We start from the raw sequence: 23,471 nt of genomic DNA, 5'->3' as shown, positions 1-23,471 counted from the left end.
GCGTGAGGTTGCAGAGACGAGCGCATAGAGAATCGTACGTTTCTGGTCACGTCGGAGCCCCCTTCGCCGCGAATTTCAGACAGACCCTGCAGATGCCTCGGAGAGAAGTTTCCACAGCATCGGCCAGCGACGGGCCTTTATCGTCTGTTTTGGGATCCGAAACTTGCGACAGCTGCCCAAGAACAAGGATCGCCAAGGGCATGTGACGGCGAAGGCGCCTGAGGGCATACTTCATGTGGGCAGCGCTCTGCGGGCCGATATAACAAAGGCAAATCAAGGCGGGATCGCGTTCAGCAAGTTGCACCATGCCCGAGGTCAATAAGGTGTTTGGCGGCAAGGCCTCCGCTGCCAGCCCGTGCTTTTCCAAGATCTGGCTCAGCATGAGAGCAGCCGCCTCGTCGAGCTGTGACCTTGCGCCGATACAGACAACGCGATCTCGGCCCGTGAACGTCTCGCCGAGTTCCGCCGCGGCGAGAACCGGCAGATCGGAAGTGCCTTCACTCTCATCTGTCTGTTCAACGGCGGCCTCTGTCTCCGCATCTGCTGTGGCAACGTTGAGTGCCGGTCGGGTGTCGTCATGGTCGGACAGGTCCTCAACGACCTCCCGCACTGTCACAAGAATCTGATTTCGACGAGCGGCATCGAGAACGCCACGCGCCTCATCGGCTGCAGCGAGCCGCAACCCCTCGAGCGCGACCTCGTCGTAATAAGCGGAGAGCGAGCGCTCCTTCAGCACCTCCTCAGCCTTGTCGGCTGCTTCCGCCGGATCACCAGCAAGGATGCGTTGATAGAAGATCTCCGGGGCCGACAGCGGAGGCCGATCCCCGAGCATGACGTCTAGAAATTCCAGTCTTTCGACATGTCGGCCTAGTACCACAAGGCAAACGGTCAATGGCGTGGCCAGAACGAGGCCGATGGGCCCCCATAACCAGGTCCAGAATGTCGCTGCGACCACGATGGCGACAGGCGATAGTCCGGTAGAGCGGCCATAGGCCAACGGTTCGATGACATGCCCCACAAGCGGTTCTGTAATTAGGAACAATCCGGCTGTCAGCGCGAGCATCATCCACCCAGGATCGACCGATGCAGCGATCACCATCGGGAAGACGGCGGAAAGCACCGCCCCGAGATAAGGTATGAAGCGCAGGATCGCCGCCAGAATGCCCCATAGCAGCGAACTGGGAACGCCGATGACCCAAAGGCCGCAACCGATCACCACTCCAAACCCTGCGTTGACAATGAGTTGGGTGAGAAACAGTCGGCTCAAGCGCCTGGCGGCATCATCGAACGCGGCCGTGGTCTTCTGCAGGTCGTAGGTACCTGTCAACCGGATGAACCGATTTCGAAGATCCTCGCGCTTCAGAAGGATGAAGACCACGAAGATCAGAACGATGCCCGTGGTGGTCAGAGGGTGAAGTAGCGGCGACAAAAATGCCTGCAGAGTTTCGATTGCGCCCGGCTCGGGCTGGTGAACTTCGACCGGAATTGGACGCCCCTCTCGAGAACGGCCGGCTACCTCACTCGAAGGAGGAAATTCTGCCTCGGGGCGGTCAAGTTCCTTGCTCAGGTCTTGCAGAATATCCGCTGCCCGGCTCAGGACTCCGCTTCCCGCTTCAGAGCCCTTCAACGCGGCGATCTTTGCGCGCATCGTGCTTTGATATGTCGGCAGCTGACCAGCTAATTGGGTCGCTTGGCCAACCATAGCCATCGTCAAGGTAGCCAAGGTCGCGAAGGCGATCAGGACAACCGTGAAAACCGCCAGAGCTCGCGGAATACGTAGCTTTTGCAACCCTTTGACCAGCGGTGCCAGAACGAAACTGAACAGGATGGCAAGCGCTACCGGCACGAAAACCTCGCGTCCGAAATACAGCGCGGCAATGATGAAAGCGCCGATAGCGACACTGGCAACCCTATCAGTTGACGACTTCGTTGCTGGATTTGGCATGACGGAGGGAGGATCGATCGCGGGCATCGTTCAGTGTCCTTCGATCGCAACGCCGGCTTTGAGCTGCCGATTGATAAGCACCTCACGATGCAGGCAGATAACGAGTTCGATTGCGTCGCGTGACGGCGAGCCTCTTTAGAACATTGATAAGGTATCAGGGTTCCGGGGTAAGCCTTTCCGCCGCTCATTAAATCGCAGGCAGCAAGCCGCTCGCAGAGAATGCCACCGCTTTAGCCTTGACCGCACCGGCCCGAGCGCATTTCGGCACGTCGAACGCGCTGGGCCAATGCGTGTACAACTCCGCTCGGTCATAAAGCCGCCACTAGGCGACGTGCCGGCGCGCCAGAAACTGCTGTTCGAATTCTGCTGCTGGAAGTGGCCGGCCGAAATAGTAGCCCTGCCCTTCGTCGCATCCCATGCCCTTGAGGCAATTGGCGGTTTCGCCATCCTCGATACCTTCAGCGATGACCGACAGGCCGAGCGAACGGCCGAGGTCGATCGTCGCGCGGACAATGGCGGCATCGCCGCTGTCATTCAGCAGGTGGCGCACGAAGGTCTGGTCGACCTTCAGCGTGTCGAGCGGGAACGTCTTGAGGTAGCTCAGGCTGCCATAGCCGGTTCCGAAATCGTCGAAGGCGATCTTGACGCCGCGCGCCCGGATCTCCCGGAACGTCCTCTGGGCGTTTTCGGCATCCTCGATCAGAATGTCTTCCGTTACTTCCAGTTCGAGCAATTCCGGGGCGAGCCCGGTTTCTTCGAGCAGCGCAGCGATTGTGTCCTGCAAATCGCTGCCTTGCAGCTGCGAGGGCGACAGGTTCACGCCGACACGGATCGGCGTGCCCGCCTTCTGCCATTGCCGGGACTGTCGGCAGGCCGTGGCCAAAACCCAATTCGCAACCGCATCTGACAGGGGAGAGTTGTTGAGAACCGGGATGAATTGCCCTGGCGGTATCATGCCCCGCCCGGGATGGCGCCAGCGGATCAAGGCCTCAGCCCCGATCACGCTCTGATCCGACAGCTGCAATTGCGGTTGATAGAACAGCTCGAACTCACTTCTCTCGAAGGCGAGGCGAAGCTCGGCTTCGAGCGTCAGTCGTGAGGCGATCCTGTCCCGCATGGAAGCTGTGAAGCTGACCGGCCCCTCGTCGTGGGTCGTTTTTGCCGCTTCCAGCGCAAGATGGGCGTTGCCAATCAGATGATCCGCGCTCCAGCCCGGTTCAGCGAGGGCGTAGCCGATGCGCACCGCCACACGCTGGCGCCATTCGCCGAAGACGAGCGCCGCGGCCCCGAAATCACGCGCGACGTCATCCGCCACTGCCGCAGCGAATTCCTTCGGTACGATCAGGGCAAATTCGTCATCAGCAAAGCGTGCAATTTCGGTGTTCAGAGGCACCAACGCGCGCAGCCTCTCGGCGAAAGCGACGAGGACCTGGTCGCCGAATTCACGACCGTGGATGTCGCTGTAATGGTGAAATCGGTCGATGCCAATCAGCAGCACCGCCAATGCGGGAGTCTCGCTTTTGTCCCACTCCGCAGAGAGACGCTGACCGAATGCGTGTCGATTAAGCAACCCTGTCAGGTCGTCGTGCTCGGCCAGGTATCGAATCCGCTCGCGCTCGCGCTGCTTGACGGTGATGTCGCGCAGGACGATGCCGAATTGCAGGCCGTCGGCGCCTTGCCAGCTAGAGACGCTTGCCTCCAAGGCGAAGCGCTCGCCGCTACGCCTGAGGCCGACGAGGTCCAGAATGTGATCGACAGCAGCCTCCGTCGCCGCGGCATCCCGCAGGCGGGCAAGCTGTGCCGGTGCTAGATCGCCAGGATCGGCCAAGCAGGCGGTGAAAGGCCTGCCAATCGCATCAGCCTCCGGATAGCCAAAAATTCTTGATGCGCCCGGATTCCAGAAGACGATGCGCCCCTGATCATCGAGGCAAGCGAGCCCATCGCCAAGGGACATCGCAATCCGTTGGAAGCGCCGCTCGGCGATTCCGCGCAGCAGCCCACGCAAGTCGATCTCATGAAGTGCGATGGCGATCAGATAGGCACTGAGTAGGAGGTGCCAGATGCTTGTGTCCACAATGATCGGCCACTGCGCCTGGATGATGAGCGCGCCGACCTCCAGTGAGGCCGCCGTCCACAGCACGATCGCGACACGTGTTTTTGCGCTGGCTCGCCGGCACAGCACAACCATTCCCCCAAGAATGGCGAGAATTCCGACGACCGAAAGCGGCAGGCCGGTGGGTTGCAGGTCGCGGCCCTGTAGCAGCGACTCAGCGGCCAGCAATTGCAGCATGGAGCCCGGGATGACGCGGCCGTTGGGGATGTTGAAACGGTCGCCCAACTCGACGGCCGTTCCAGCGACGATGACCTTGCGTCCCTTGAGCTGTGCCAGCGCCTGTGGCTCGCGATCGAGCACCGCAGTGTAGGATACAGCCGGAATCGTATCGGTTCTGATACTGAAATCGATGTGGAACGATGGACCCTGCTCGTCATGTCGAGCGACCAGCAAGGCGCCGAACGAGGGCAGGAACTCCCCACCAATGCGTGCGCCAAGGCCATAGCGACGAACCAGCCCATCCCTCTCGGGCAGGACATTGACCACGGCCGGCCAGCTGTGAGCGGCGAATTCCGGCAAGGGCCGGTTCACATGCAATGTCACCCCGCGGCTGAGGTCGCCGGCTCGCTGTTGAAAGGTCGCCAGCACGATGGAGCCGCCCGCTTTCGCCAACGCCTGCGCAAATGCCGCGTCATCCACCGGATGGGAGCGGGCGCTAAAGTCGATGTCGAAAAAGATCTCGGTCGCGCCGGCTGCATCAAGTTGCTCGATCAGCTTGGCATGATGGTGGCGCGGCCATGGCCATACACCGATCCGCACCAACGAAGGCGCATCGATCTCGACCAACGCGATGCTTTCGCTGGCCGGGCGCTTTGGCCAGAGAAAGCGCTTGTCGCTGATGAGATCTGCGAGAGCCGTCGGCAAGCCAACCAGCCAGGCTAGTGCAAGCAACCCGAATGCAATGAGGTGGGGCCGATACAAAGTCACTTGTCTGCCACCCTGCCGGGTATTGAGGTAAGCGTCGTCCAACGCTAACGCAGAAAAGCTGACAATTCCGTCAAGGATCAGCGCCGCGCAATTCCGCCGCCATTCCCGTTACCATTTCCACCGGCGTTACCGTTGCCGTTCCCGCCGGCGTTGCCGTTGCCGTTCCCGCCGGCGTTGCCGTTGCCGTTCCCGCCGGCGTTGCCGTTGCCGTTCCCGCCGGCGTTGCCGTTGCCGTTCCCGCCGGCGTTGCCGTTGCCGTTCCCGCCGGCGTTGCCGTTGCCGTTCCCGCCGGCGTTGCCGTTGCCGTTCCCGCCGGCGTTGCCGTTGCCGTTCCCACCGGCATTGCCGTTGCCGTTCCCACCGGCATTGCCGTTGCCATTCCCACCGGCATTGCCGTTGCCATTCCCGCCCGAAATGCCGTGGCCGATCCCGACGACTTTCGTTGTGCCGTTGCCGCCACCCTTACCGGAGACGCCCGCGCCGCTGGCGTTACTGTTCGCCTGGCCATTGGCATTCGAAGCTTTCGTACTGTCCGATTTGACATCCGGATTTCCGGCCCGCTGGCCGTTGTTGGTGGTTCCGGCTGGCGAAAGCTCTCCGGTCGACCAGAATGTGGCTTGCCCGCGTCCGTATGCGGCAGCTCCGTCGCCCGGGTTGCGTGCCAAACCCTTGGTCGCCGCATGAACGTTGACCTGGGTCTCGCCCATTGTCGCGCCGATGCGCACCGTTCCACCACTGACGGGTACGGCTTTGCCCGAACCTTCGCCGCCACCGGCCCGGCCAGCTCCGGCAGGCGGTGGCAAGCCGTCGCGCGGAACGGAAATGGGGCGGATCGAGGGCGAGCGCGGCGCTCCTTGCTGGGTCGGATTGAATTGTCCGGTGCCCGAGAGCTTGAGGCCAACTGCTCCGCTTCCTGCGACGCTGGCGGCCTGCCCGGGCTGGACCAGCACGAACTGGCCCGAGCGGAAATCAGAAACCTGGACCTGACCGCGTTGAACATCGACCTTGGCAATGCCCGAAGTCACGGTGACACGAAACTGCGTGCCCTTGACGACGGCTGCCAGGAAGGGGGTTTCGACCTCAAAGTGCTGGACATTGCGCTTTTCCACATCGAGCAGAATCGATCCTGCCTGCTGCAGGATCGTCGAACGGCCCGAGCCCGCTGTCACCGGCACGGCGACCTGCGAATTGGCAGAGATGAGCATGCTCTCTGCCCCGCGTACCAAGAGGACGCGGCCATTGCGCCCGGTCCGGATCGTGTCGCCCGGCTTGAGCGTCGTGGCCTGGCCGAGCGACACCTGCTGCACGCCCGAACCAGCAATCCAGGCGTCACCCGAGACCTTGCTGACCTGCCAGATATTGTCTTGGGCCAGCAGCTGAGTTGGGCTGGACGCAAGTAAAAGGGCCCACAGGCCCGCAGCGAGAAGGATGCGGGTCGCTCGCAGCATGGGTGGGCGGTCTCCGTTCTGGAGGTCGTGAAAAGCCGGCTATACCGCGTTCTAGCAGGCAGTTCTGAATGGTGGCTTAGCGTGACGTTCAGAAACGGAAGTACCCATTAAGCTTCGATTAACTACGTCTGTTTACCGTTTTTTCAGGCGGAGAAGACCGGGCAGAAGCCCAACAGGCGGATGCATGTTCGAGATGGCTTGGCGGCGAGCGGGTGGGCTATCCAATGGTAGTCTGCGGGCGGCGATATTCCTGCTCTTCAGTTGCGCGCCGGCCTTGATCGGACCAGCGGACGCCCAGAGCGACCGCCGCCCGGCGCCGCCCATCCAGCCGATCGATCAGGGCTTCGAGCAGCGGCGCGTCGAGCGGTTGCAGGAAACGCGGAACGAGATTTCCGTTCCCCCTGCCAGATCCGCGCCCGATCAACCGGGTGGCGAAGAACGGGCGTTGTTCACGCTTGCGACAGTGAGGATCGAAGGCGACAGCCCGCTCGCCTCCGGCGATATTGACGTCGCCTATCAGGACAGGCTCGGCAAGCCGATCTCGCAAGTAGGTCTCGTCACTCTCGCAGGCGAGATCAGCAAGCTCCATCGCGACGCCGGCTATCACCTGACACGCGCGATCATTCCGCCTCAGGACATCAAGGGCGGCATCGTCTCCATCAGGATCATTACTGGCACTATCGCTGAGCTTGTGGTGCAGGGCGACGAGGCGAATCGCTTCGGCACACGCCGCATGCTGGCGCCCATTACCGAGGAGACGCCGGCCAGACTGGCGACGCTCGAGCGTCAACTCCTGCTCGTCAACGACCTGCCGGGCGTGCGTGTCAAGGACACCACGCTGGAGGAGATCGGCAGCGGCACCGGACGGTTCCGTCTGACCGTGATCCTCGACAGCTGGAGCGTCTTCGTCGCGGCAGGCATCGACAATGGCGCCTCCAATGCCGTCGGCCCATGGCAGGCCTATTTTGGCGCTGCGCTGAATTCGCTGCTCATCCCCGGTGACACGCTCGCGGTGAATCTGTCGTCCGTGCCTGGCTCGACGCAGGAGCTCCGCTACGGCCGCATTTCCTATGATGCGCCGCTCGGTTGGGATTGGATGCGAGTCGGCGTCTCGGCGTCGCGCAGCGTCGTCTGGCCCGGCGATCTGCGCCGTTTCGACCGCGTTCGGTCCGATGCCGAAAACCTGGAGGCCCGCGCGACGGTCGTCGCGCTGCAGACCCAGCGACAGTCGCTCTCGCTGACTGCCAGTTTCGGCATCAGCAACATCGTCGAGGAGGGCGTTTTCGGTATCAATTATCGCGACCGCCTGCGGATCGCGAGCTTGACGGCCGATTATCGCCTCCGCGACGACTGGCACGGCACGGCCTACGCCACGCTGGGCCTGCGCAGGGGCTTGGGCATCGACGGCGCCTCACGCCGGTACGATCCGCGGCTTTCGCGCTTCGACGGCTCGGGCGACTTCTACGTGGTACAAGGCGCACTCACGCGCTATCAGGGTTTGGGCGACAACTGGTCGATGAAGCTTGCTGCGTCCGGTCAGGTCAGCTCCGAGGCATTGCTGATTTCGCAGCAATTTTATCTTGGCGGCGGCGCCTTCGGGCGCGCTTTCCAAAGCGGCTGGCTCGCCGGCGACAACGGCATCGCCGGCTCGGCCGAGCTGCGCTACGACTACCGGCCCGGCCTATCCTTCCTCAAGAACGTGCAGCTTTTCGGTTTCGTCGAGGGCGGAGCAGTCCGCAGCTATGCGGCGCCGAGGGACGTCGTGCAGTCGCTCTCCGCGGCGGGCGGTGGCGTGCGCCTGCAGCTCAACGATTTGGTCGAGGCTGGCATCACCGTCGCTGCGCCGCTGAGCTACAACTCTCCCAGCAGAGGCGGTCGTGGCGCGACCGTCTTGTTCTCGCTCGCGACGACGCTGCGGACTTGTCCCGAGCGGGGCGAATGGCGCTGCGGGTAAGCTGCGGTCGATCACTCAGGAGGCCAAGCTGTCGGCCGCGAACCCTAGGAGACGCATCTTGATCGCTGAATCGCCAGAAAGCCGACATTGGTGACGTCAGCTATGGGCCAGGCCAAGACACGACCTCGCTCCCGGCCCGAATGCGAACTTCAAAACGCCGCATGAACAAAACCGAAGCTGGCCCATAGCCGACATCTAGAATGTCCGCTCCTCTAATCGGGCAGCAGGGTCAAGCTCGGATTGCACCTCTATGCCGGGGTCTCGTTCACGCGGGTCACGCTTCTCTTCGCAGTCTGGTGGCTTCTGTCGAGCGAAGCCGCTGCACGCATGCATCGGATTGGGTCTGGAGAGCCTCGCTTGTGGACGCGCTTTGAAGCGCAGCAGACATCTTCGGCTTCATCCATTCCTTCGTCCGCGTGGGACGATCCCGGCCAGGATCGCTGAGAGCTGTGGTCAGGTCATGCCGCAGCCTCCGATCCCAGTCGGAAGTCGGTACCATCGGCCCACATACGATGGAGCACGACGGCAATCTTGCGCGCCACCGCGACAATGGCGCGCCGGCGACCCTTCGTCTTCATCAGCCGCACACCCCAGGCCTTGAGACTCGACCAGGTGATCGAGCGCATCAACATGGCGTTTGCGGCCGCGTAGAGCGCAGCGCGAACGTCGACGTCTCCGGCATGGGAGATCCGACCTGGATTGTCCGTCTCGCCGGACTGGAAGCGTCGAGGTGTCAGCCCAAAGTGAGCCCCGACCGTCCGCGAGCTCTTGAAGCGAGCAGGATCGTCCACGGCAGCCTTGAAGCTGAGGGCGGTGATCTCGCCAACGCCCGGCACGGTCATGAAGCGCCGACAGATCGTATCTTCGCGGGCGGCTCGCTTCACCCGCCGATCAAGCTCGGTGAAGGTCTCGAAGAGCATCGCCCGCGCCTCCAGCATCGGCAGAAGCGCTTGGCTGAGTGCAGGATCGGTCTCGATCGTCTCACGTACAGCGGCATCAAAAGCGCCCCGGGACAATCGGAGAGGCAGCACGACGCCGAAGATGCGCAACAGGCCGCGGATCTCGTTCTCAAGGTCGATGCACTTTCGCTGCATCACCTTGCGGCTCGTCAGCAGCGCTCGCATGTGGTGGCTCTCGACGCTCTTCACATGCACTCGGCTATACCACCCCGACCGGAGAATCTGGGCGATGCCGCGGGCGTCATGCTTGTCCGTCTTGTTCCGCATGGCCGAAAGCGCAGCCGCGACCTGACGCGCTTCCATGCAGACGACGTTGTAGCCAGCCTCCGTCAGTCCGTAGGTGATGGGCTGTGTCAGCGCGCCGGCCTCAAACCCGACCTGATGGATCGGCTGACCAAATCCCGCAAGGCAAAGAAGGACATCGGGCACGGCCGAGCGCACCGAGCGCTCTAGGCAAATCTTCCCGTCATAGTCGATGATGCAGATCGCCACCGAGCGCAACGACACATCCAGCGCAGCGTAGAACATCGCGTCTCCCTCCCTCTTGGATCTGCCGAGATCCTAATGGGAGCTTGAACCCTCGCGGGTCCGCCCGATTACGCATGCTTGTGGGTAGGTCACCCTGGAGTGCCTGCGAGCCCGAGGCGGCGAAGGCAATGCTATTTGCTCCGCCTCGTACGATGCTTGCCAGCAGCGGCCAATCGCTGTCGCTTGGCTCAGAAGCTGACTCTCAACTGGGCCGTACCGCCAGTGCGGCGAGTGTTTGCCGCGAGCTCGGAGTCGATGCGCATGCCAAGGCTCACGCTGGGGCTGAGCTGAGCCGACAGCGAGGCCCGCGAACACACCGGCGACGCGCTTGCCTAACGCGCTGAAAGACGCGCCGACGCCTTTTCCATTGCGCTCGCACGGTCTTCCATCTGTTTAAATAGGCGGTATGCCTGCGAGTTCTGACGCTTGAGCTGCTGCTCAAAGCGTTTGTTTTCGCCTCCAAAATGAGAGTGAGTTTTTCTGCGTCTACTGCCATAAAAATACCTTGCCCCGATGAGTAGAATCATCGAGTTGATTGAGATTGATCACGTATTCAAAGTGAGAAAAAGAAATGTTAGAAGATGATCAGGGATTTGCCGAACTCACGGCTCACATCGTGTCCGCCTTTGTGGCGAATAATTCGGTTCAGGCCACTGATTTAGCTGGGCTGATCGCCGCTACGCATGCAGCGCTAACCGGCCTCGGGCAAGCTCAGGCGCCTGCACCAGAAGAGAAGACTATGCCTGCGGTGTCGATCAAAAAGTCGATCACGCCGGATCATCTGATTTGCCTCGAGGATGGCAAAAAGTTCAAGTCACTGAAGCGGCATTTGCGAACGGCGTTCGACATCACGCCTGATCAATATCGCGCGAAATGGGGTCTGCCCCACGATTACCCCATGGTCGCGCCAGCCTATGCTGAGGCTCGCTCGCAACTAGCAAAGAAGATGGGTCTCGGCCAGCAGCGCCGGAAGACCGCGCCTGCAGCGGCCAAGCGGGGTCGCGCTAAGGCGTAAGGGTAGGCGACATGGCGGCCGGTTGATTTTTGACTGGCTCGCCGCCGGCACCGCTATCGCCGACGAGAGCGTCATACCGCCGGCGGTGACAATGATGTCGCCCTTATCGCCGTCGACAACCGAGCCAGGTGGGCCTTGTTCGCCGCGGGGTATAACGAAATCGAAGATCGCCGGGTCAGACGTACCGACGTTTGTGACTCCGGCGTCGGAACCCGGCAGGCTCGTTGTGACGTCGCCCACAGCAATGGTGGCCGCTGCGCCAGTCGCGCCGAGGTCACCACGCAGAATGGTAATGTCGAGAACGGCGTTTTCAGGTGAGCCCGTATTGTCGATGATGACGTCTGTGCCTGGCGCGCCCGTATCGAAATCGCCAATCTCAATGGTACCAGCGGCGCCAGTAGCGCCCGTGTTCCCCTTCGGCAGGCCCAGTTTGAGCACCTGATTGGGCGCCGAGCCGGTGAGGGAAGCAGTCGCCTCCTCACTAGTCTCAAGCGTGTCTACGTCGCCAATGGTAAGCACATTTGCAGGCCCGGTGGTCCGACGCCGCCAGTCGCAGTCACTATAGGGCAGGATAGACCCGGCGCGTCTGGCAGCGCCGCAAAAGACTGCCACGTGCTCCCGGAACAAAGGCCCGCTAGCCGCGTTCACACGCGCCCAGGGAGGCTGTCATGTTGGTAAGTCCGGGTACTGTCGGCGTCCTAATCAGGGTCGCAGTTGTCGTCGTGCTGGGAGCGGGTGTCGCGCTGCCGCTGATCTTGATGCGCTAGGCGACTGTTTCGAATCTTCCGCGAATATTTGCGTTCGCGCTGAGCATCCGGCCTCAGCCCTGTGCTCGCATTGCGGCATGGCTTTTGACAAGGCTTCGGCCCGATTTTTGCGCTTTCCTGAGCCGCTATGCCTATGTCGGCCCAATCTGAAACATTGTGTACCGCGTGGGGCCTCATGCCGTTGAAACGCAATAGAGTACGTTCCATTTCGAGCTATGACGAATGCACCGTCCACCTCCTAAGTGCATTTTTCTGCGTGACTGGACAGACCAGTAAAGACAAGCAGTTGCGTAAAGCAATCGAGGCAGCGCTCCAAGCTGCCACGCCCCCTTCCAATGTGATCCAGTTCCCCCGCGATATGCGGCGCTGAGAGGCGTTCCTCGCGCGCTTGCGCGCACGCGAGGCAAAAAACTGAGTTAGCATTCGTACTCGAGGATGGCACCGGGCCCAATGGACGAGGCCGCCAGAGATCGACCTATCATTGAGGATGATCTGCCCTAAATGGACATGGACACGCCCGGTACATCCTGAGTGTGCCGGTCAAAGTCATCGAGCGGAGGGCGGCATGAGCAACGTCATCCCGCTCCACACCCGGCACCTCGAAATCGACGCCGGAGTTATCTCCGGCTTCGAAAATCCAGCGGACATCCGCCAGGATCTTTTCATGATCCTGCTCGTCGAGGCGGACGGTGCCTACTCGATGCTCTGGGGCGGCAGGAGCCGCGCATCATGCGGTTCGATCAGGCGGCACAGGACGCTTTTCGCGAATGGATGGAGAGCATTCAGAGGGAGGCTCGCTCCCGGTCTCTCCCATCCGCCGCCCTAAAGAGCCATATCTTCGAGTATTCGTCTCGTGAGTAATCGGACGGCTGACGGCGCGGCAAGCGACAGGTACGGGGCGAGGAAGTTCATGACGGACAAGAGCGGCTCGGAGACGCTGCGCAACGCCAGACGCCATGCGTGGAGCAGGCTCAATAACCAGAAGGTGGGCGCCTACGCCGAATATTTTTTCAAGATGGAATTCACGATGGCCGGCTTCCAGGTCTACTCGACCGGAGGTCGATGACCGGGGCATTGATTTCGTCGTGCGTCGCGAGCGCGGGCCTTTCCGAGAAATTCAGATCAAATCGGCACGGATTGATCCACTGAAGCCGAGTTCCTACGTTTTTATGCAAAAGACCAAATTCGATATTCGCCCCGATCTGCTGCTTGGCTTAGCCTTGTTCTGCGAAGGCCGGGAACCTGATCTGTTCTAGTGCCGTCCGAGATCGATGACTACAAATTTGAGCAGACGATCGAACTGCAGCCCTCCCGCCGGCCAATCGCTATGCCATGACTCGGCCGTAGCGGCTGGGGGCTTGGTGTTCATGCAGGCTAGGGCGTAGCGGCGAGCGCCGATGAGTCTCGGCGGCACGCGTAGGACGCGATGGCTGCTGAGCCGGAACCTGCAACGGCCGATTTGGTTGAATCGTAGAGGGAGGCGACGAAAATGAACCAGATTCTGAAAGTCTGCCGACTAGGCAATGATTGGGCCATGAAGGACGCGACCGGCTCTTTCTATTGCCGCTCCCCCAACCTCGACGAGGTGAAGGCTTACGCCGAGAAATGGGCCATGCGACTGGGCGGTCGAGTTGTCGTACGGGATGAGCAGGGCGAAGAGAAAGGGACTGCCGGACGGCATCAGCATTAACTCGCACTTCACCACGATCCGCGGCATTTGCCTCAAATGCGTTGCTCTCGTGGAACGGCCTTCCGCTTCGGCGATTGTACCGCCACGAGGGAGAGGTCAATGCTGTATCGCGTTCCATTGGAAATCTGGATCTGCGTTGCGATTTCGTCGAATGCGGCGCTTGCCCTAGGAATGCTTTGGAAGCCGATCGGGCTTCATTGATGAACGGGCTCGCTAGCTACTCGCCGCAATTCTGCGCCAGCTGCTGCGCTCCTGAGTTTGATTGAACCGCCGGAAATCGAACTACAGGCCTATGCCTGTTCAGCCTTTCTCGAGCCGACCCGGGGATGGACACGAGAGGCCCTGCGCACTCGGACGCAGACAATTGCCGCCGTCATGGTCGCGGCACCTGCCAAGCCAGCACCGAGAGCGAGCCCGCGGGCGTGCGGCTCGCATTAAAAGCACATGCGCGTATTGCGACCTCACTTCCGGCGGGGCCGAGACCACACCAGGCCGCTTGCTTACGATACGCGCGGCTACAACGCAGCTAGCCGCCACCGCGAGCAGTCCGCCCGCTATCATCAGGCTGGCCGCAATTGGACCGTAGCGAAACATCAGCGCCACGTATCCGGCGTTAAGAGCGTAGCCGAGCGCGAAGACCGTGATCAGCGCACTCGCAGCCATAAAGACATAGGTGATTGCGGCGCGCTTTAGAGCCGCCGTCGCCCGTACGGCGAAAAAGGCAAGCAGGCCTCCCACAACCTATTTCGCTGCCCAGAAGCCGAAAACGACGCCGGCGGCCGCCGCCCATCCGAGGGCCCGCATAGGGCGTGCCCGGACTTCGTCCATGATGAGTTGCTGGAGTTCGCTCACGCGCTCTGTCGCTGCCTCGGTCATCACGTCCGTGTCCACACCATATGCCTTGAGGCGGTCCGAGGCACGGTCATGGGGGAGCCGCCTTCGGCTTTCTGCGACATCGCTTTGAACCCATTTTCCATAGCTAGTATCCTCTCGATCGCCTGCCATGGTGCTCTGCCGGTGTTCGGCTGTGCCCCTCGATGTCGTTCAAACGGCGTACCCGGGGTGCTGTTCCGGCTGCCTTAAACAAATCGAACCAGGGGAGGGTGCGGGGCGGGCAATCGGGTCTAGGACGCGATCGCCAGAGCGACGGCGATGGCAAGCAGCAATGGGCCCATCCAGTTGAAGTGACCAGTCAGCGTCGTAACCCAAGGGGGCCGGGTGGCGGCATTGCCGGGCAACGACAGGTAACCGAGACCGATGGCCGTCATCCATAGGCCTGCGCAAAACATGATGAACTCGTCGATATAGGCTGCGATCATCACTGTTGCCTTCGGTACGAGGGCGTGTCCCTTCACCAGTCGGAAACGTCCGAGTCCGATTTATGGCGCCTTATGCTAGGTCCGCAAAGGGGCTCCAGGCAGTCCTGCTGTCGAACTCGACGCTTGATCCGCGAGGCAAATGGCGAGGCTAAAAGAACTCATCAATGTCGCGTTCGATCTCAAAAGCGAGCGCGCGGTACTCTTCCGCACGCGTCTGTCCTTCTGGCGACCCCGATTTCGCCCAGTAGTTCGCCGCCCCGCATGCGGTCTCGTAAGCTTCGGATAGTTCGAGGAAACGCGTATCCTGGCCGCATCTGTCTTTGAGCTCCATCCGACGCTGCGGCCAACGGAGCATGAGCCGGGCCAGTCCGCGCCTCTGCGTTTGGTTCATTTGCAACCTCTTGCCGCCCGGGTGGCGGACGACGTCGATTGTCGGGAAGTCGACATGAACCAGAGGCGACGATTTCCAGCAGGCGGGTGGCGGCGCTCTAAGCAGGCCGTCGGAACTGCAACGTGGGTCGCGAGCTCAACCGATCTATCAACGTTCGGCCTGGAACACTGGGCGCATCGTCGGCTCCAAAGCTACCGCTAAAGCCGCCGACCCCGCAGGCCAAGGTATTCTAGGAGATCCGCGCGGTGAAGACAGCCGAGGGCAGGCCGATCAGCCTGATGGTCAAGCCGGCCGGCTCGCTCTGCTCCAGGGCCCGGCCAAATGGGCCGGCGCCGACGCCAGGGCGCTGATCACGGCCGCGATCGGCCGGCGCTGAGCTTCAGTAGGCAACGACCGTCCATTCGATAGCGCCCTTCTCGAAATATGGGCTGACATTATAGGTCAGGATGCCTTTGCCGCTACCGGCGTCCTGACTGCCGCTGCCTCCGAACTTGCCCTCCGAATTTCGGCGAAGACCGGTCAGCGTGATCAAGACCTGGAAGTACTCCTCTTCTCCGGCCTTGTGCGATGCGCGCGGCGTTTTCGACCCGATCAGCATCGTGGCAGGCGATTCGGACTTCCACTCCCAGTACAGGTATTCCTTGCTGTCGCTGGTGAAGCTGATCTTGCGTTCCTCCGTGCTGTCCCTTGCGTGCAGCCAACGTCCGAAAGCCGATGTTCCGGACTTCTCCCGCTTGTCCGTGAGCCCCAGTATTGCCCAGGCGCTGCCTTGTTCGATCATGATCCTATGCGCCCTCAGCATGACGGACTCTCCTGAGTGAGTTCGGAAAAGGCGACGACAACATCGGCATGGCGAGCGTGGCCCGCACTGGCACACACCCACAAACATCATCGGATCGCTCCGGGAATGGCACGAGCGATGAGAAAGCTGGGGAAGCGGCGCCCATCGCACCGGCTCAGGTCGCTTCGAGCACCATGTTGAGCGGCGTCTCTGCAGCGCGGCGCACCTGATTGAACCCGCCGGAGCGGATCACCGCGGCGATCCGCTTCTCGCCCGCCTGGGCGCCAAGCGCGAGGCCGGTCTCCTGCGCCAGCGATGTCGGAACGCAGATCATCGTCGACGCGGAGTAGTAGATGCGCCCGACCGGATTGATGTTGTCGTCGAGTGCGTCGCCCGCCATTGGCTCGACCACCATCCATGTGCCGCCGGCTTTCAGCGCTTTGCGGATATGCGACGCGGCGCCTTGCGGATCGCCCATGTCGTGAAGGCAGTCGAAGCAGGTGATCAGGTCGAGGTCGCGGCCGCCGAAGTCCTGCGCGCGGCCGACCTCGAATGTCAGATTGGTCAGCCCGTGCGATCGCGCATGCGCGGTGGCGGCTGCGATCGACGCGGGGTGGAAATCGTATCCAGTGAAGTGTGATTTCGGGAACGCCTGCGCCATCAGGATGGTCGAGAGCCCGTGGCCGCAGCCGACATCGGCGACCGTCGCGCCGGCCTTCAGCCTGTCGACGACGCCGTCGAGCGCCGGCAGCCAATCCTGCACGAGGGCGTTGACGTAACCCGGACGGAACAGCCGCGCCACCGCGCAGAACATGCAGCCCGCCTGCTCGCCCCAGGCGACGCCGCGTCCGGTCTTGAACGCCGCCTGCACCTTCGGCTGGTTCTCGACCATCGCCGCCGCCGTATCGAACGCACCGATCAGGTGGACCGGGCTGTCGGGCTCCGCGAAGATGAAGGACTGCTCCGGCGTCAGCGAGAATGTCCCGCCTTCGTGGCGCACATAGCCGGAGGCCGCCTGGGCCGACAGCCACTCGCGCACATAGCGGCTGGCGCATCCGGCTGCGCTCGCAAGCTCGTCGGCGGTGGCCGGGCCGATCTCCTTCAGCGTCCTGTAGAGACCGAGCGCGTCACCGATCCGGACCAGGGGCACGCTGACCGCTCCGCCGATGTCGCCGAGCACGCGGCCGACGAGTTCGTTAAGGGTGGCTTCGTTGAACTGGGTCATGGCGGGTCCTCCTCCCCTTTGGCCGGCAGGCTTGAAGGATGAGGCCAATCTTGGTCGCCGCGCATGAGGCGGCAGTCCCGCGCGGGCGGGGAAATGCGACCAACCGGAAGGACAAATGTCCCAAGCTCGGCGTCAATCGGTCGGTGGCTGCTCGCTGCCGAGTGCCAGGACGATCGCCTGGGACCGACTATGCACGCCGAGCTTGCTGAAGATCACCGACAACTGGTTGCGCACCGTCTTGGCACTCTTGCCGAGCCTCTGCGCGATCGCCCGGTTGTCGAGCCCCTCTGCGATGAGCTTCAGGATCGCCGTTTCGGCGGCCGTCAGGCCGGCCTGAACGATGGCGCGTGGCTGTGCGGGCTTGTCCCAGCCGAGGAAGGCGGCAAGCTCGGCATGAAACACCGCCCAGGCCGGCTCGTCCGGCAGCAGCACATGGTTCTTGCTCTCGAGCGGCACGAAGCGCGCGCCAGGGATCGCGGCCGCGAGCTTGCAGCCCTCGCTGAACGGCACGCGCATGTCGCCGCGGCAGTGGAGTATCAAGGTTGGGACGCTGATTTTCCTGGAGAGTTCGGCCACATCGATCCCCTGCATATTGCTAAGCAGTTGAGCGGCGACGTCCGCGCTCGCGGTAACGCGCTCGAGATCACCCCACCAGCGATGTTGTTCGGGTGTTCCGTCGGGGATGAAGAGATTGGTGAAGAACTGGCAGAATGCCGGATTGTCGCGCCCCCACCCGATGCGGATGAAATTTACCAGCGTCTCGGCCTCCAGTCGTTCGGCCTCCGTATGCGCGCGAACCCTTCCGCCTTGACCATACGCGTTGAGCAGAACCAGATGCGAGACGCGTTCGGGATGACGAAGTGCATAGGCGACCGCGAGCGCGCCGCCCTGCGAGAGACCGAGAAGCACGAAGCGCGGTTCGTCGATCGACTCCGCCACGGCATCCAGGTCCGCGTTCCACGCCTCGATCGAAAGATCGGCGACATACCGCTCGGACAGGCCGCTGCCGCGCGGATCGTATCTCACGAAACGGCTTCGAGCGGAAAGCGCCTGAAGCCAGGGGCGCCAGACCGGGCTTTCGAGGTCGTAGTCGACGTGGCTCAGCCAGTGCGCCGCGCGCAGAATCACCGGTCCTTCCCCGCATGATGCGACTGCGATGCGGGTGCCGTCGTCAGACGTGCAGAACCGTATGCTCTGGCTAAGCTTCATAGCCGGAGGATATCGCAGTCGGATGGGAGGCGACAGGATGGTCCGGTGGCTGTTCAGCCGGTTTACGCTGCAATACGGGAAACCGGATCGTGGCTTTTCGGCCCGCCGACATGGTCCGCTTCCTGACATCGTCTCAACGTCCGCAACTGGCGCGAGGCGAGCGCTACGTCCCGCAACATTTGATAGAATCATCCCGGATGCGGCATCCCAAGAGGGGGATCTGCCATGGATATCCAAGCGCAGAACCAACTGCCTCATCAGGCGTGGAACCTCGGGCACATTATCGGACCGAAACCACCTCTGAAGCCAAAGCATATCTGGGCGATACGCACCCGACTACAGCACGAGGGGCGCGTGCGTGATCTCGCCATGTTCAATCTCGCGATCGACAGCAAGCTACGGGGATGCGATCTGGTTCGTCTTCGCGTTGGCGATGTCGTCCTCGGAGGCACCGTTCGCCTACGAACGGCGATCGTTCAACAGAAGACCGGGCGGCCAGTGCCGTTTGAACTAACCGACTCCGCCCGCGAGGCACTCACGGCGTGGCTGAAAAGAGAGGCCCTCGTGAAGAGGGTTGGCTCTTCCCGAGCCGTAGCCGGCATGGCGATCACATCACACCGCGCCAGTACGGCCGTCTCCTCGACACCTGGGTGGCTCTAATCGGATTGGATCCCGCGCTCTATGGAACTCACAGTCTCCGCCGAACGAACGTCGCGCTGATCTATAAGCGCACCGGCAATCTGCGCGCCTGTCAGCTCCTTCTCGGCCATACAAAGCTGGAGAGCACCGTGCGCTACCTCGGCATCGAGGTTGACGATGCGCTTCTCCTTTCGGAGCAAACGGACCTATGACACTGGGCACGGCGGGCACCCGCCGTGCCATTTTCTCCGTTCGGCCAACGGCGCAATTGGGTCGGAAGCGGACAATTACCGACCATTTCAATACGTGCTAACGAGGCATGGCAGGCCACACAGCGGAGTTGCGAACGCTCATGACTAATTCGCCAATGAACTGGCTCACCACTGTGGTGCGTCCGAAAGTTCGCTCTCTATTGCGAAGGCAAGCTCCAGACACTCTTTGGATTAATCCCCTCCAGATTAGAAACTCAGCGGACCCACATCGCGCGGGTTGAGCGAGGAAGCTTTGTCATTCGTCCTATCTTGGATCGTCGTCTTTTACGTCCTGCCATTCCTCGTAATTACCGCTATGCCCCGCGGGCGCTCGCTGAGTATTTCCGTTCTGGTCGGGACGGTCGCACTAGCGTTGCTCTGGGCCAACCACCTGCGGCACCGATTTGATGAAGGGAGCAATGGCTTCGCGTCAGCAATGGGGGAATTCGCACTGCACATGCTGACCGCTAGCGTCGCTGCATCCATCATCGGCCGTGCCATCACTCTCGGGTGGCGAGGCCACCTTGGTGCTTGGCGTTCTGCTGCCATCCTGGCTGGCTGCTTTCTGGCGGAACCGATTTGGTTCTATGGGGTCGCTTTCTGAGGCTCCCCAAAGACCACAATGGGTCGAGAGCCGACGATATGAACGGCCAAGCCGCTACAGATTGAGCGAGACGCACCTCGGGGTGTCGCACTTCATGCCTCCCACAAGCGGTGCGCGATATTGATATCTCACAGTCCCGCTGCATATCGGGCACGGCGCCTGAGAAGAGAAGGGTTGGTAGTCGCGTTCGCGCTGAAACTGCTTCATCAATTCATTGACAGGAGCCATCAGCGCGTCGAGGCGCTTCAGAACCTCTGGATCATGTATCGCGCTGGGCGAAGCCTTGAGCTCAGCCCCTAAGCCGTCCCAAAGTGCCTTCAGGTTTTCAGTCATCTCGTTCGTTTAACACTGAAGCAGCAGTAGGGAAATTGCTTCCCTAGGGCACCATCACGCGTCAGCAATGGGTCGGGAACAGAAGTCATGCCACCGCTCGGCAATGTCTGCTCCCGGGCAATGGCCCAATGTCCGGAGGTGCGCCGAACGGCCGGATTGGCTGACACCGATCTATACGCGGCCAAATTCGTCGCCATCACCGCTATAGATCGCGCGAATGCCGGTTGCTCTTCTGCCGCCTCCCAAGCGCAATCCCGCGCGCACTCGGTACCGATCCGCGTGTACTCTTTCAGAGCCTACGACCCGCTGTCGCTGGCTATTGCGACAGACGATCCAGCGCCTCCAGGTTTGTGGCGATCAGAGAAGCTGCGCGCTGGTAGAGGCTGAAGTTCGTGAAGGCTATGGCGGCTGCCGCGTGGTCATGAAGAAGTCGAAGCACGCTAGCCGCTCGTCCTCTTCTCGCTTGAACCGGCAGTCTTCCATCTTGGTGGCGGTGCCTTATTTCGCTTTGGGTGCCGGCGGCATCAGCGCATCGTAGCAGTCGAGGCGTCCTTTCGTGCCCGGCTCGCGAGCACCGCAGGCCTGGAGCCTGCAGGAACTAGCGCATCAGCTCTGGACGCAGAGAAACCAAAAGCCAAAGCGGCGACCGCGGCGAGAATCCAAATTCGCAATCTTGCCTCCCTGCTCATTGTCGATAGAGGGCACGCGGGATGGGCAGAGTCGATCCAAACGCCGCCCGGATGGGCGCTCTGGACGACATGACCAGAGCTGCCGAACGCGTATGTGTCGGCTGGCTGCGAGCGTCGGCCGTCGTCGGCGTACCACGAGATCATGAATTGACCGGTGCAACAGCCGCAACGCTTGATCACCTAAACGAAATCCAAAGTCTTAACCGCGCGCGAAGGACGATAACCGTCTGATTATGAACGCTTATTCATGGAACTAGCGATGTTTCCTGCAGTTTAGATGCGACTGAGGGGCATTTTGTCCACGAATGGGAGAAGTACCATGATCAAAAATCTTGTTCTGATCGCCGCGCTCGCCGTCGCTCCGGCTGCCGCGTTTGCGCAGACGAATTCCGGCGCGGCCGGTGGCGCCGCCGGCGGCGCGGCGACTGGTGCTGTTGGCGGCGCGATCGTCGGCGGTCCGGCTGGCGCCGCAGTTGGTGCTGTCGGTGGTGCTGCGGCGGGCGCGATTGTTGGCGGTATCTCCGCTGATCATCGCACGGAGTTCCGCACCTATGTGAAGGAGCAGAAGGTGCCTTCCGTCGCGTACCGCGAGAAGGTGGTCGTCGGCGCGACTTTGCCTGAGACGGTCACGTATCGCGAGGTTCCTGCGAAGTACGGCAAGACCGAATATCGCTACACGGTGGTCAATGACCAGACCGTGCTGGTTGAGCCCAAGACCCGCAAGATCGTTCAGATCATAGAGTAATCAATCGGAGCCCATCTCATCCGAGATGGGCTCCTTTTGCTGCCTATCCGGGAGGTGCGAGCGTTCGCCTCCCGCCATTGCCAGGCTGAACGCCGCGGAACCAGCCACCCTCTATGCGGATTGTGCAGCCGTCTCCGATAGCCAGTCTGAGATCGACGACTCGCCCCACTGGCACCCGCCCGGCTTTTTTACTGCACCGGGGTCGGCACGCCCAGCATGATGCAGCAGGCCAATCCCATAGCCGCCAGCGCTGCGAGATAGAGCAGAGTCTCTGGTTTCATGGTCGACCGGGGTGTTAGAGTGGGTGGAACGGCCCCACGCGAGGATCGTTCCGTCCGGTGCACTCTGGTACATTCCGGGCGTGACAATGGATGCCGTGGCCAATGGGGGAGACGTGCCATTCTCATCACTCAGCGATCCGGCTGACCTTGCGCGGGCCGGCGCGGCGCTCGACCTTGCGTGGGACGTAATTAGAGCGACGCTGCCCGACGCACGCCGCGATCGAGAGCGAACTCGACTAGCCCAGATCGTCGCCAGCCTGGCGACCATTGCGAAAGACGAAGACGATCTGGCCCGGCGCGCAATCGAGCGATTCCGAGAAACAGTATGAAGCTTTGCGTTTCCGCGCTCGCGAGCGGGGCGAGGCGACGGCAGGCCTGCAACCCTGTGGATAATAGGGGCGGCCTGGCTCTGGGACTAGGCTTCCTCAGGCTATGCGATTTAGATTTCCGGCGCGGTGGTGTTCCGCCAAGCCGAGATCCACGGAATGCTGACATCTCAGCGTCCGCTTGCAAGTCGGGTATTGCGCCCCGGCCCGTCCATTATCACGGCCCCGCTGGCACCCGCCGGCGGGGCTTTTTCTTTCAGCCTGCCTGCTACGCTGAGCGCGGCGTCCCACCAGCGCCATGCCTCTCGCCGGTGCAGTCGCTCCCCCAACGCACATCGGCGAGAGGCTGTCTCGACGTCCCGCGGGCATCCGCCGGCGGGGCTTTTTTTGTCTATGGCGTTGTCGGAACCAGACCGTGAGCTGCGCGTTCACACGATCGCAAACTTCGCTTTGGTGGCGTCAGATGCGACCTCTCACAGTGATATCGGCAGTAGTGTTTATCGGAGGAATTTCCACTGTGGCTGCGGCTCCCTATCCCCCTGATGGCTGGGCGGGCGAAGCGCTATGGGTTGTCCTCGCCTGCTCGGCCTTGCTCACCATTCTTGCTCTGGAGGCCGACCTTGGCTGAGCGCCGTGATACCCGAAGACCGATGACGTTTTCTGCCCTGGCAGACCCTATCGACATTGCCCGAGCGCATGCTGCCGTGGAGACGGCGTGGCAAAGCCTCGAAGCGAGACGATTCAGCCCTTCGGACGTCGAGCGAGAAGCTTTGCGCGATATCGTGGCGAGCCATGTCTGCCTGGCTGCCAATGACCACGACCTCGTCCGGCGCTCGATCTCAGGATTTCTCACAAGCCGGCGTCGTGCCTGAAACTACGAAAGGCGCACTTCCCCGCCGGCTCGCGCCGGCCGGGCTTAGTTCCGCACGGCGTGCATTCCGTTTTTGGCGCTCCCCAACCCAGCGCCATGCCTCTCGCCGGTGCAGTGCTCCCCCGCGCACATCGGCGAGAGGCAGTCAGCTCAGATCCTCATGCTCGTACTTGCACCGGCGATGTTTCAGGACATCTTGCGTCCCGAGGAGTACTTGTCTGAATAATCGCTTTGCTTTACGCGCCGGTCGTCGGCGTCTTCAACGGGCCCCTCTTTGGGGCGCTTCTTCGCCGGTGTGCTCTTTTTGGAGCCAGCTTTCGGCGCGTTCGGGCTGCGGCTTGTTTCCTTACTCATGTTGACCTCCACCCGGCTAACTGATGGGGGCTCAACTGTCGGGCCGCAGGAGCGTTCCGCGTGGGCGGCGCGGGCCTCCCTGATTCTTGTATCCAACTCGCCGGCGA

The 23,471-nt window shown here is 61.9% G+C and carries 16 protein-coding genes and 1 pseudogene; 7 read left to right on the top strand and 10 right to left on the bottom strand.

What is annotated here, in order from left to right; genetic code table 11:
• Positions 1 to 46: 46 nt before the first annotated feature.
• The 3 genes from QO058_RS14170 to QO058_RS14160 form a co-directional block, all read right to left on the bottom strand.
• The gene (locus QO058_RS14170; RefSeq protein WP_284172711.1) at positions 47 to 1,972 is read right to left on the bottom strand and encodes an AI-2E family transporter; all 1,926 of its coding nucleotides are present in this window, start codon (positions 1,970 to 1,972) and stop codon (positions 47 to 49) included.
• 295 nt (positions 1,973 to 2,267) lie between these two features.
• Entirely contained in the window at positions 2,268 to 4,985 is a 2,718-nt protein-coding gene (locus QO058_RS14165) for an EAL domain-containing protein (protein WP_347976576.1), read from the bottom strand.
• 77 nt (positions 4,986 to 5,062) lie between these two features.
• Complete coding sequence (locus QO058_RS14160) at positions 5,063 to 6,433, bottom strand: FecR domain-containing protein (protein WP_284172708.1); 1,371 nt, start codon at positions 6,431 to 6,433, stop codon at positions 5,063 to 5,065.
• Positions 6,434 to 6,707: 274 nt separating this feature from the next.
• Between QO058_RS14160 and QO058_RS14155 the strand changes: the two genes are divergently transcribed.
• A complete protein-coding gene (locus QO058_RS14155; RefSeq protein WP_284172706.1) occupies positions 6,708 to 8,387 on the top strand; it encodes a ShlB/FhaC/HecB family hemolysin secretion/activation protein in 1,680 nt (559 codons plus the stop codon).
• A gap of 458 nt (positions 8,388 to 8,845) precedes the next feature.
• Here the strand turns inward: QO058_RS14155 and QO058_RS14150 are convergent, their stop codons facing one another.
• Entirely contained in the window at positions 8,846 to 9,874 is a 1,029-nt protein-coding gene (locus QO058_RS14150) for an IS110 family RNA-guided transposase (protein WP_284172059.1), read from the bottom strand.
• A 571-nt stretch (positions 9,875 to 10,445) separates the two neighbouring features.
• Between QO058_RS14150 and QO058_RS14145 the strand changes: the two genes are divergently transcribed.
• From QO058_RS14145 to QO058_RS14130, 4 genes are all read left to right on the top strand, one after another.
• Positions 10,446 to 10,889: a Ros/MucR family transcriptional regulator gene (locus QO058_RS14145; RefSeq protein WP_284172703.1), complete on the top strand. Its 444-nt coding sequence runs from the start codon at positions 10,446 to 10,448 to the stop codon at positions 10,887 to 10,889.
• 1,332 nt (positions 10,890 to 12,221) lie between these two features.
• The gene (locus tag QO058_RS14140; RefSeq protein WP_284172701.1) at positions 12,222 to 12,482 is read left to right on the top strand and encodes a hypothetical protein; all 261 of its coding nucleotides are present in this window, start codon (positions 12,222 to 12,224) and stop codon (positions 12,480 to 12,482) included.
• An 84-nt stretch (positions 12,483 to 12,566) separates the two neighbouring features.
• The gene (locus QO058_RS14135) at positions 12,567 to 12,722 is read left to right on the top strand and encodes a hypothetical protein (RefSeq protein WP_284172700.1); all 156 of its coding nucleotides are present in this window, start codon (positions 12,567 to 12,569) and stop codon (positions 12,720 to 12,722) included.
• Positions 12,723 to 13,145: 423 nt separating this feature from the next.
• Positions 13,146 to 13,346: a hypothetical protein gene (locus tag QO058_RS14130; protein ID WP_284172699.1), complete on the top strand. Its 201-nt coding sequence runs from the start codon at positions 13,146 to 13,148 to the stop codon at positions 13,344 to 13,346.
• A gap of 1,124 nt (positions 13,347 to 14,470) precedes the next feature.
• Here QO058_RS14130 and QO058_RS14125 read toward each other — a convergent pair.
• The 5 genes from QO058_RS14125 to QO058_RS14105 form a co-directional block, all read right to left on the bottom strand.
• Complete coding sequence (locus tag QO058_RS14125) at positions 14,471 to 14,665, bottom strand: hypothetical protein (protein WP_284172697.1); 195 nt, start codon at positions 14,663 to 14,665, stop codon at positions 14,471 to 14,473.
• Between the two features lie 148 nt (positions 14,666 to 14,813).
• On the bottom strand, positions 14,814 to 15,056 hold the full coding sequence (locus tag QO058_RS14120) for a hypothetical protein (protein WP_284172695.1): 243 nt from the start codon (positions 15,054 to 15,056) through the stop codon (positions 14,814 to 14,816).
• Between the two features lie 379 nt (positions 15,057 to 15,435).
• Positions 15,436 to 15,858, bottom strand: a complete 423-nt coding sequence (locus QO058_RS14115; RefSeq protein ID WP_284172693.1) for a hypothetical protein — start codon at positions 15,856 to 15,858, stop codon at positions 15,436 to 15,438.
• Between the two features lie 154 nt (positions 15,859 to 16,012).
• The gene (locus tag QO058_RS14110) at positions 16,013 to 17,062 is read right to left on the bottom strand and encodes a methyltransferase domain-containing protein (RefSeq protein WP_284167489.1); all 1,050 of its coding nucleotides are present in this window, start codon (positions 17,060 to 17,062) and stop codon (positions 16,013 to 16,015) included.
• A gap of 132 nt (positions 17,063 to 17,194) precedes the next feature.
• Positions 17,195 to 18,271: an alpha/beta fold hydrolase gene (locus QO058_RS14105; RefSeq protein WP_347976490.1), complete on the bottom strand. Its 1,077-nt coding sequence runs from the start codon at positions 18,269 to 18,271 to the stop codon at positions 17,195 to 17,197.
• Between the two features lie 225 nt (positions 18,272 to 18,496).
• Between QO058_RS14105 and QO058_RS14100 the strand changes: the two are divergent.
• Together QO058_RS14100 and QO058_RS14095 are read left to right on the top strand one after the other, a co-directional pair.
• Positions 18,497 to 19,122 (top strand): annotated as a pseudogene (locus tag QO058_RS14100) (tyrosine-type recombinase/integrase).
• A gap of 1,984 nt (positions 19,123 to 21,106) precedes the next feature.
• Positions 21,107 to 21,532, top strand: a complete 426-nt coding sequence (locus QO058_RS14095; RefSeq protein WP_284172690.1) for a DUF1236 domain-containing protein — start codon at positions 21,107 to 21,109, stop codon at positions 21,530 to 21,532.
• Between the two features lie 1,664 nt (positions 21,533 to 23,196).
• Here the strand turns inward: QO058_RS14095 and QO058_RS14090 are convergent.
• Entirely contained in the window at positions 23,197 to 23,364 is a 168-nt protein-coding gene (locus QO058_RS14090; protein WP_284172688.1) for a hypothetical protein, read from the bottom strand.
• Positions 23,365 to 23,471: the final 107 nt, after the last annotated feature.

This window comes from Bosea vestrisii (genome assembly GCF_030144325.1).
Classification (GTDB): domain Bacteria; phylum Pseudomonadota; class Alphaproteobacteria; order Rhizobiales; family Beijerinckiaceae; genus Allobosea; species Allobosea vestrisii_A.
The sequence above is the reverse complement of the archived record's forward strand: the minus strand, read 5'-3'. Positions and strand labels throughout refer to the sequence as shown.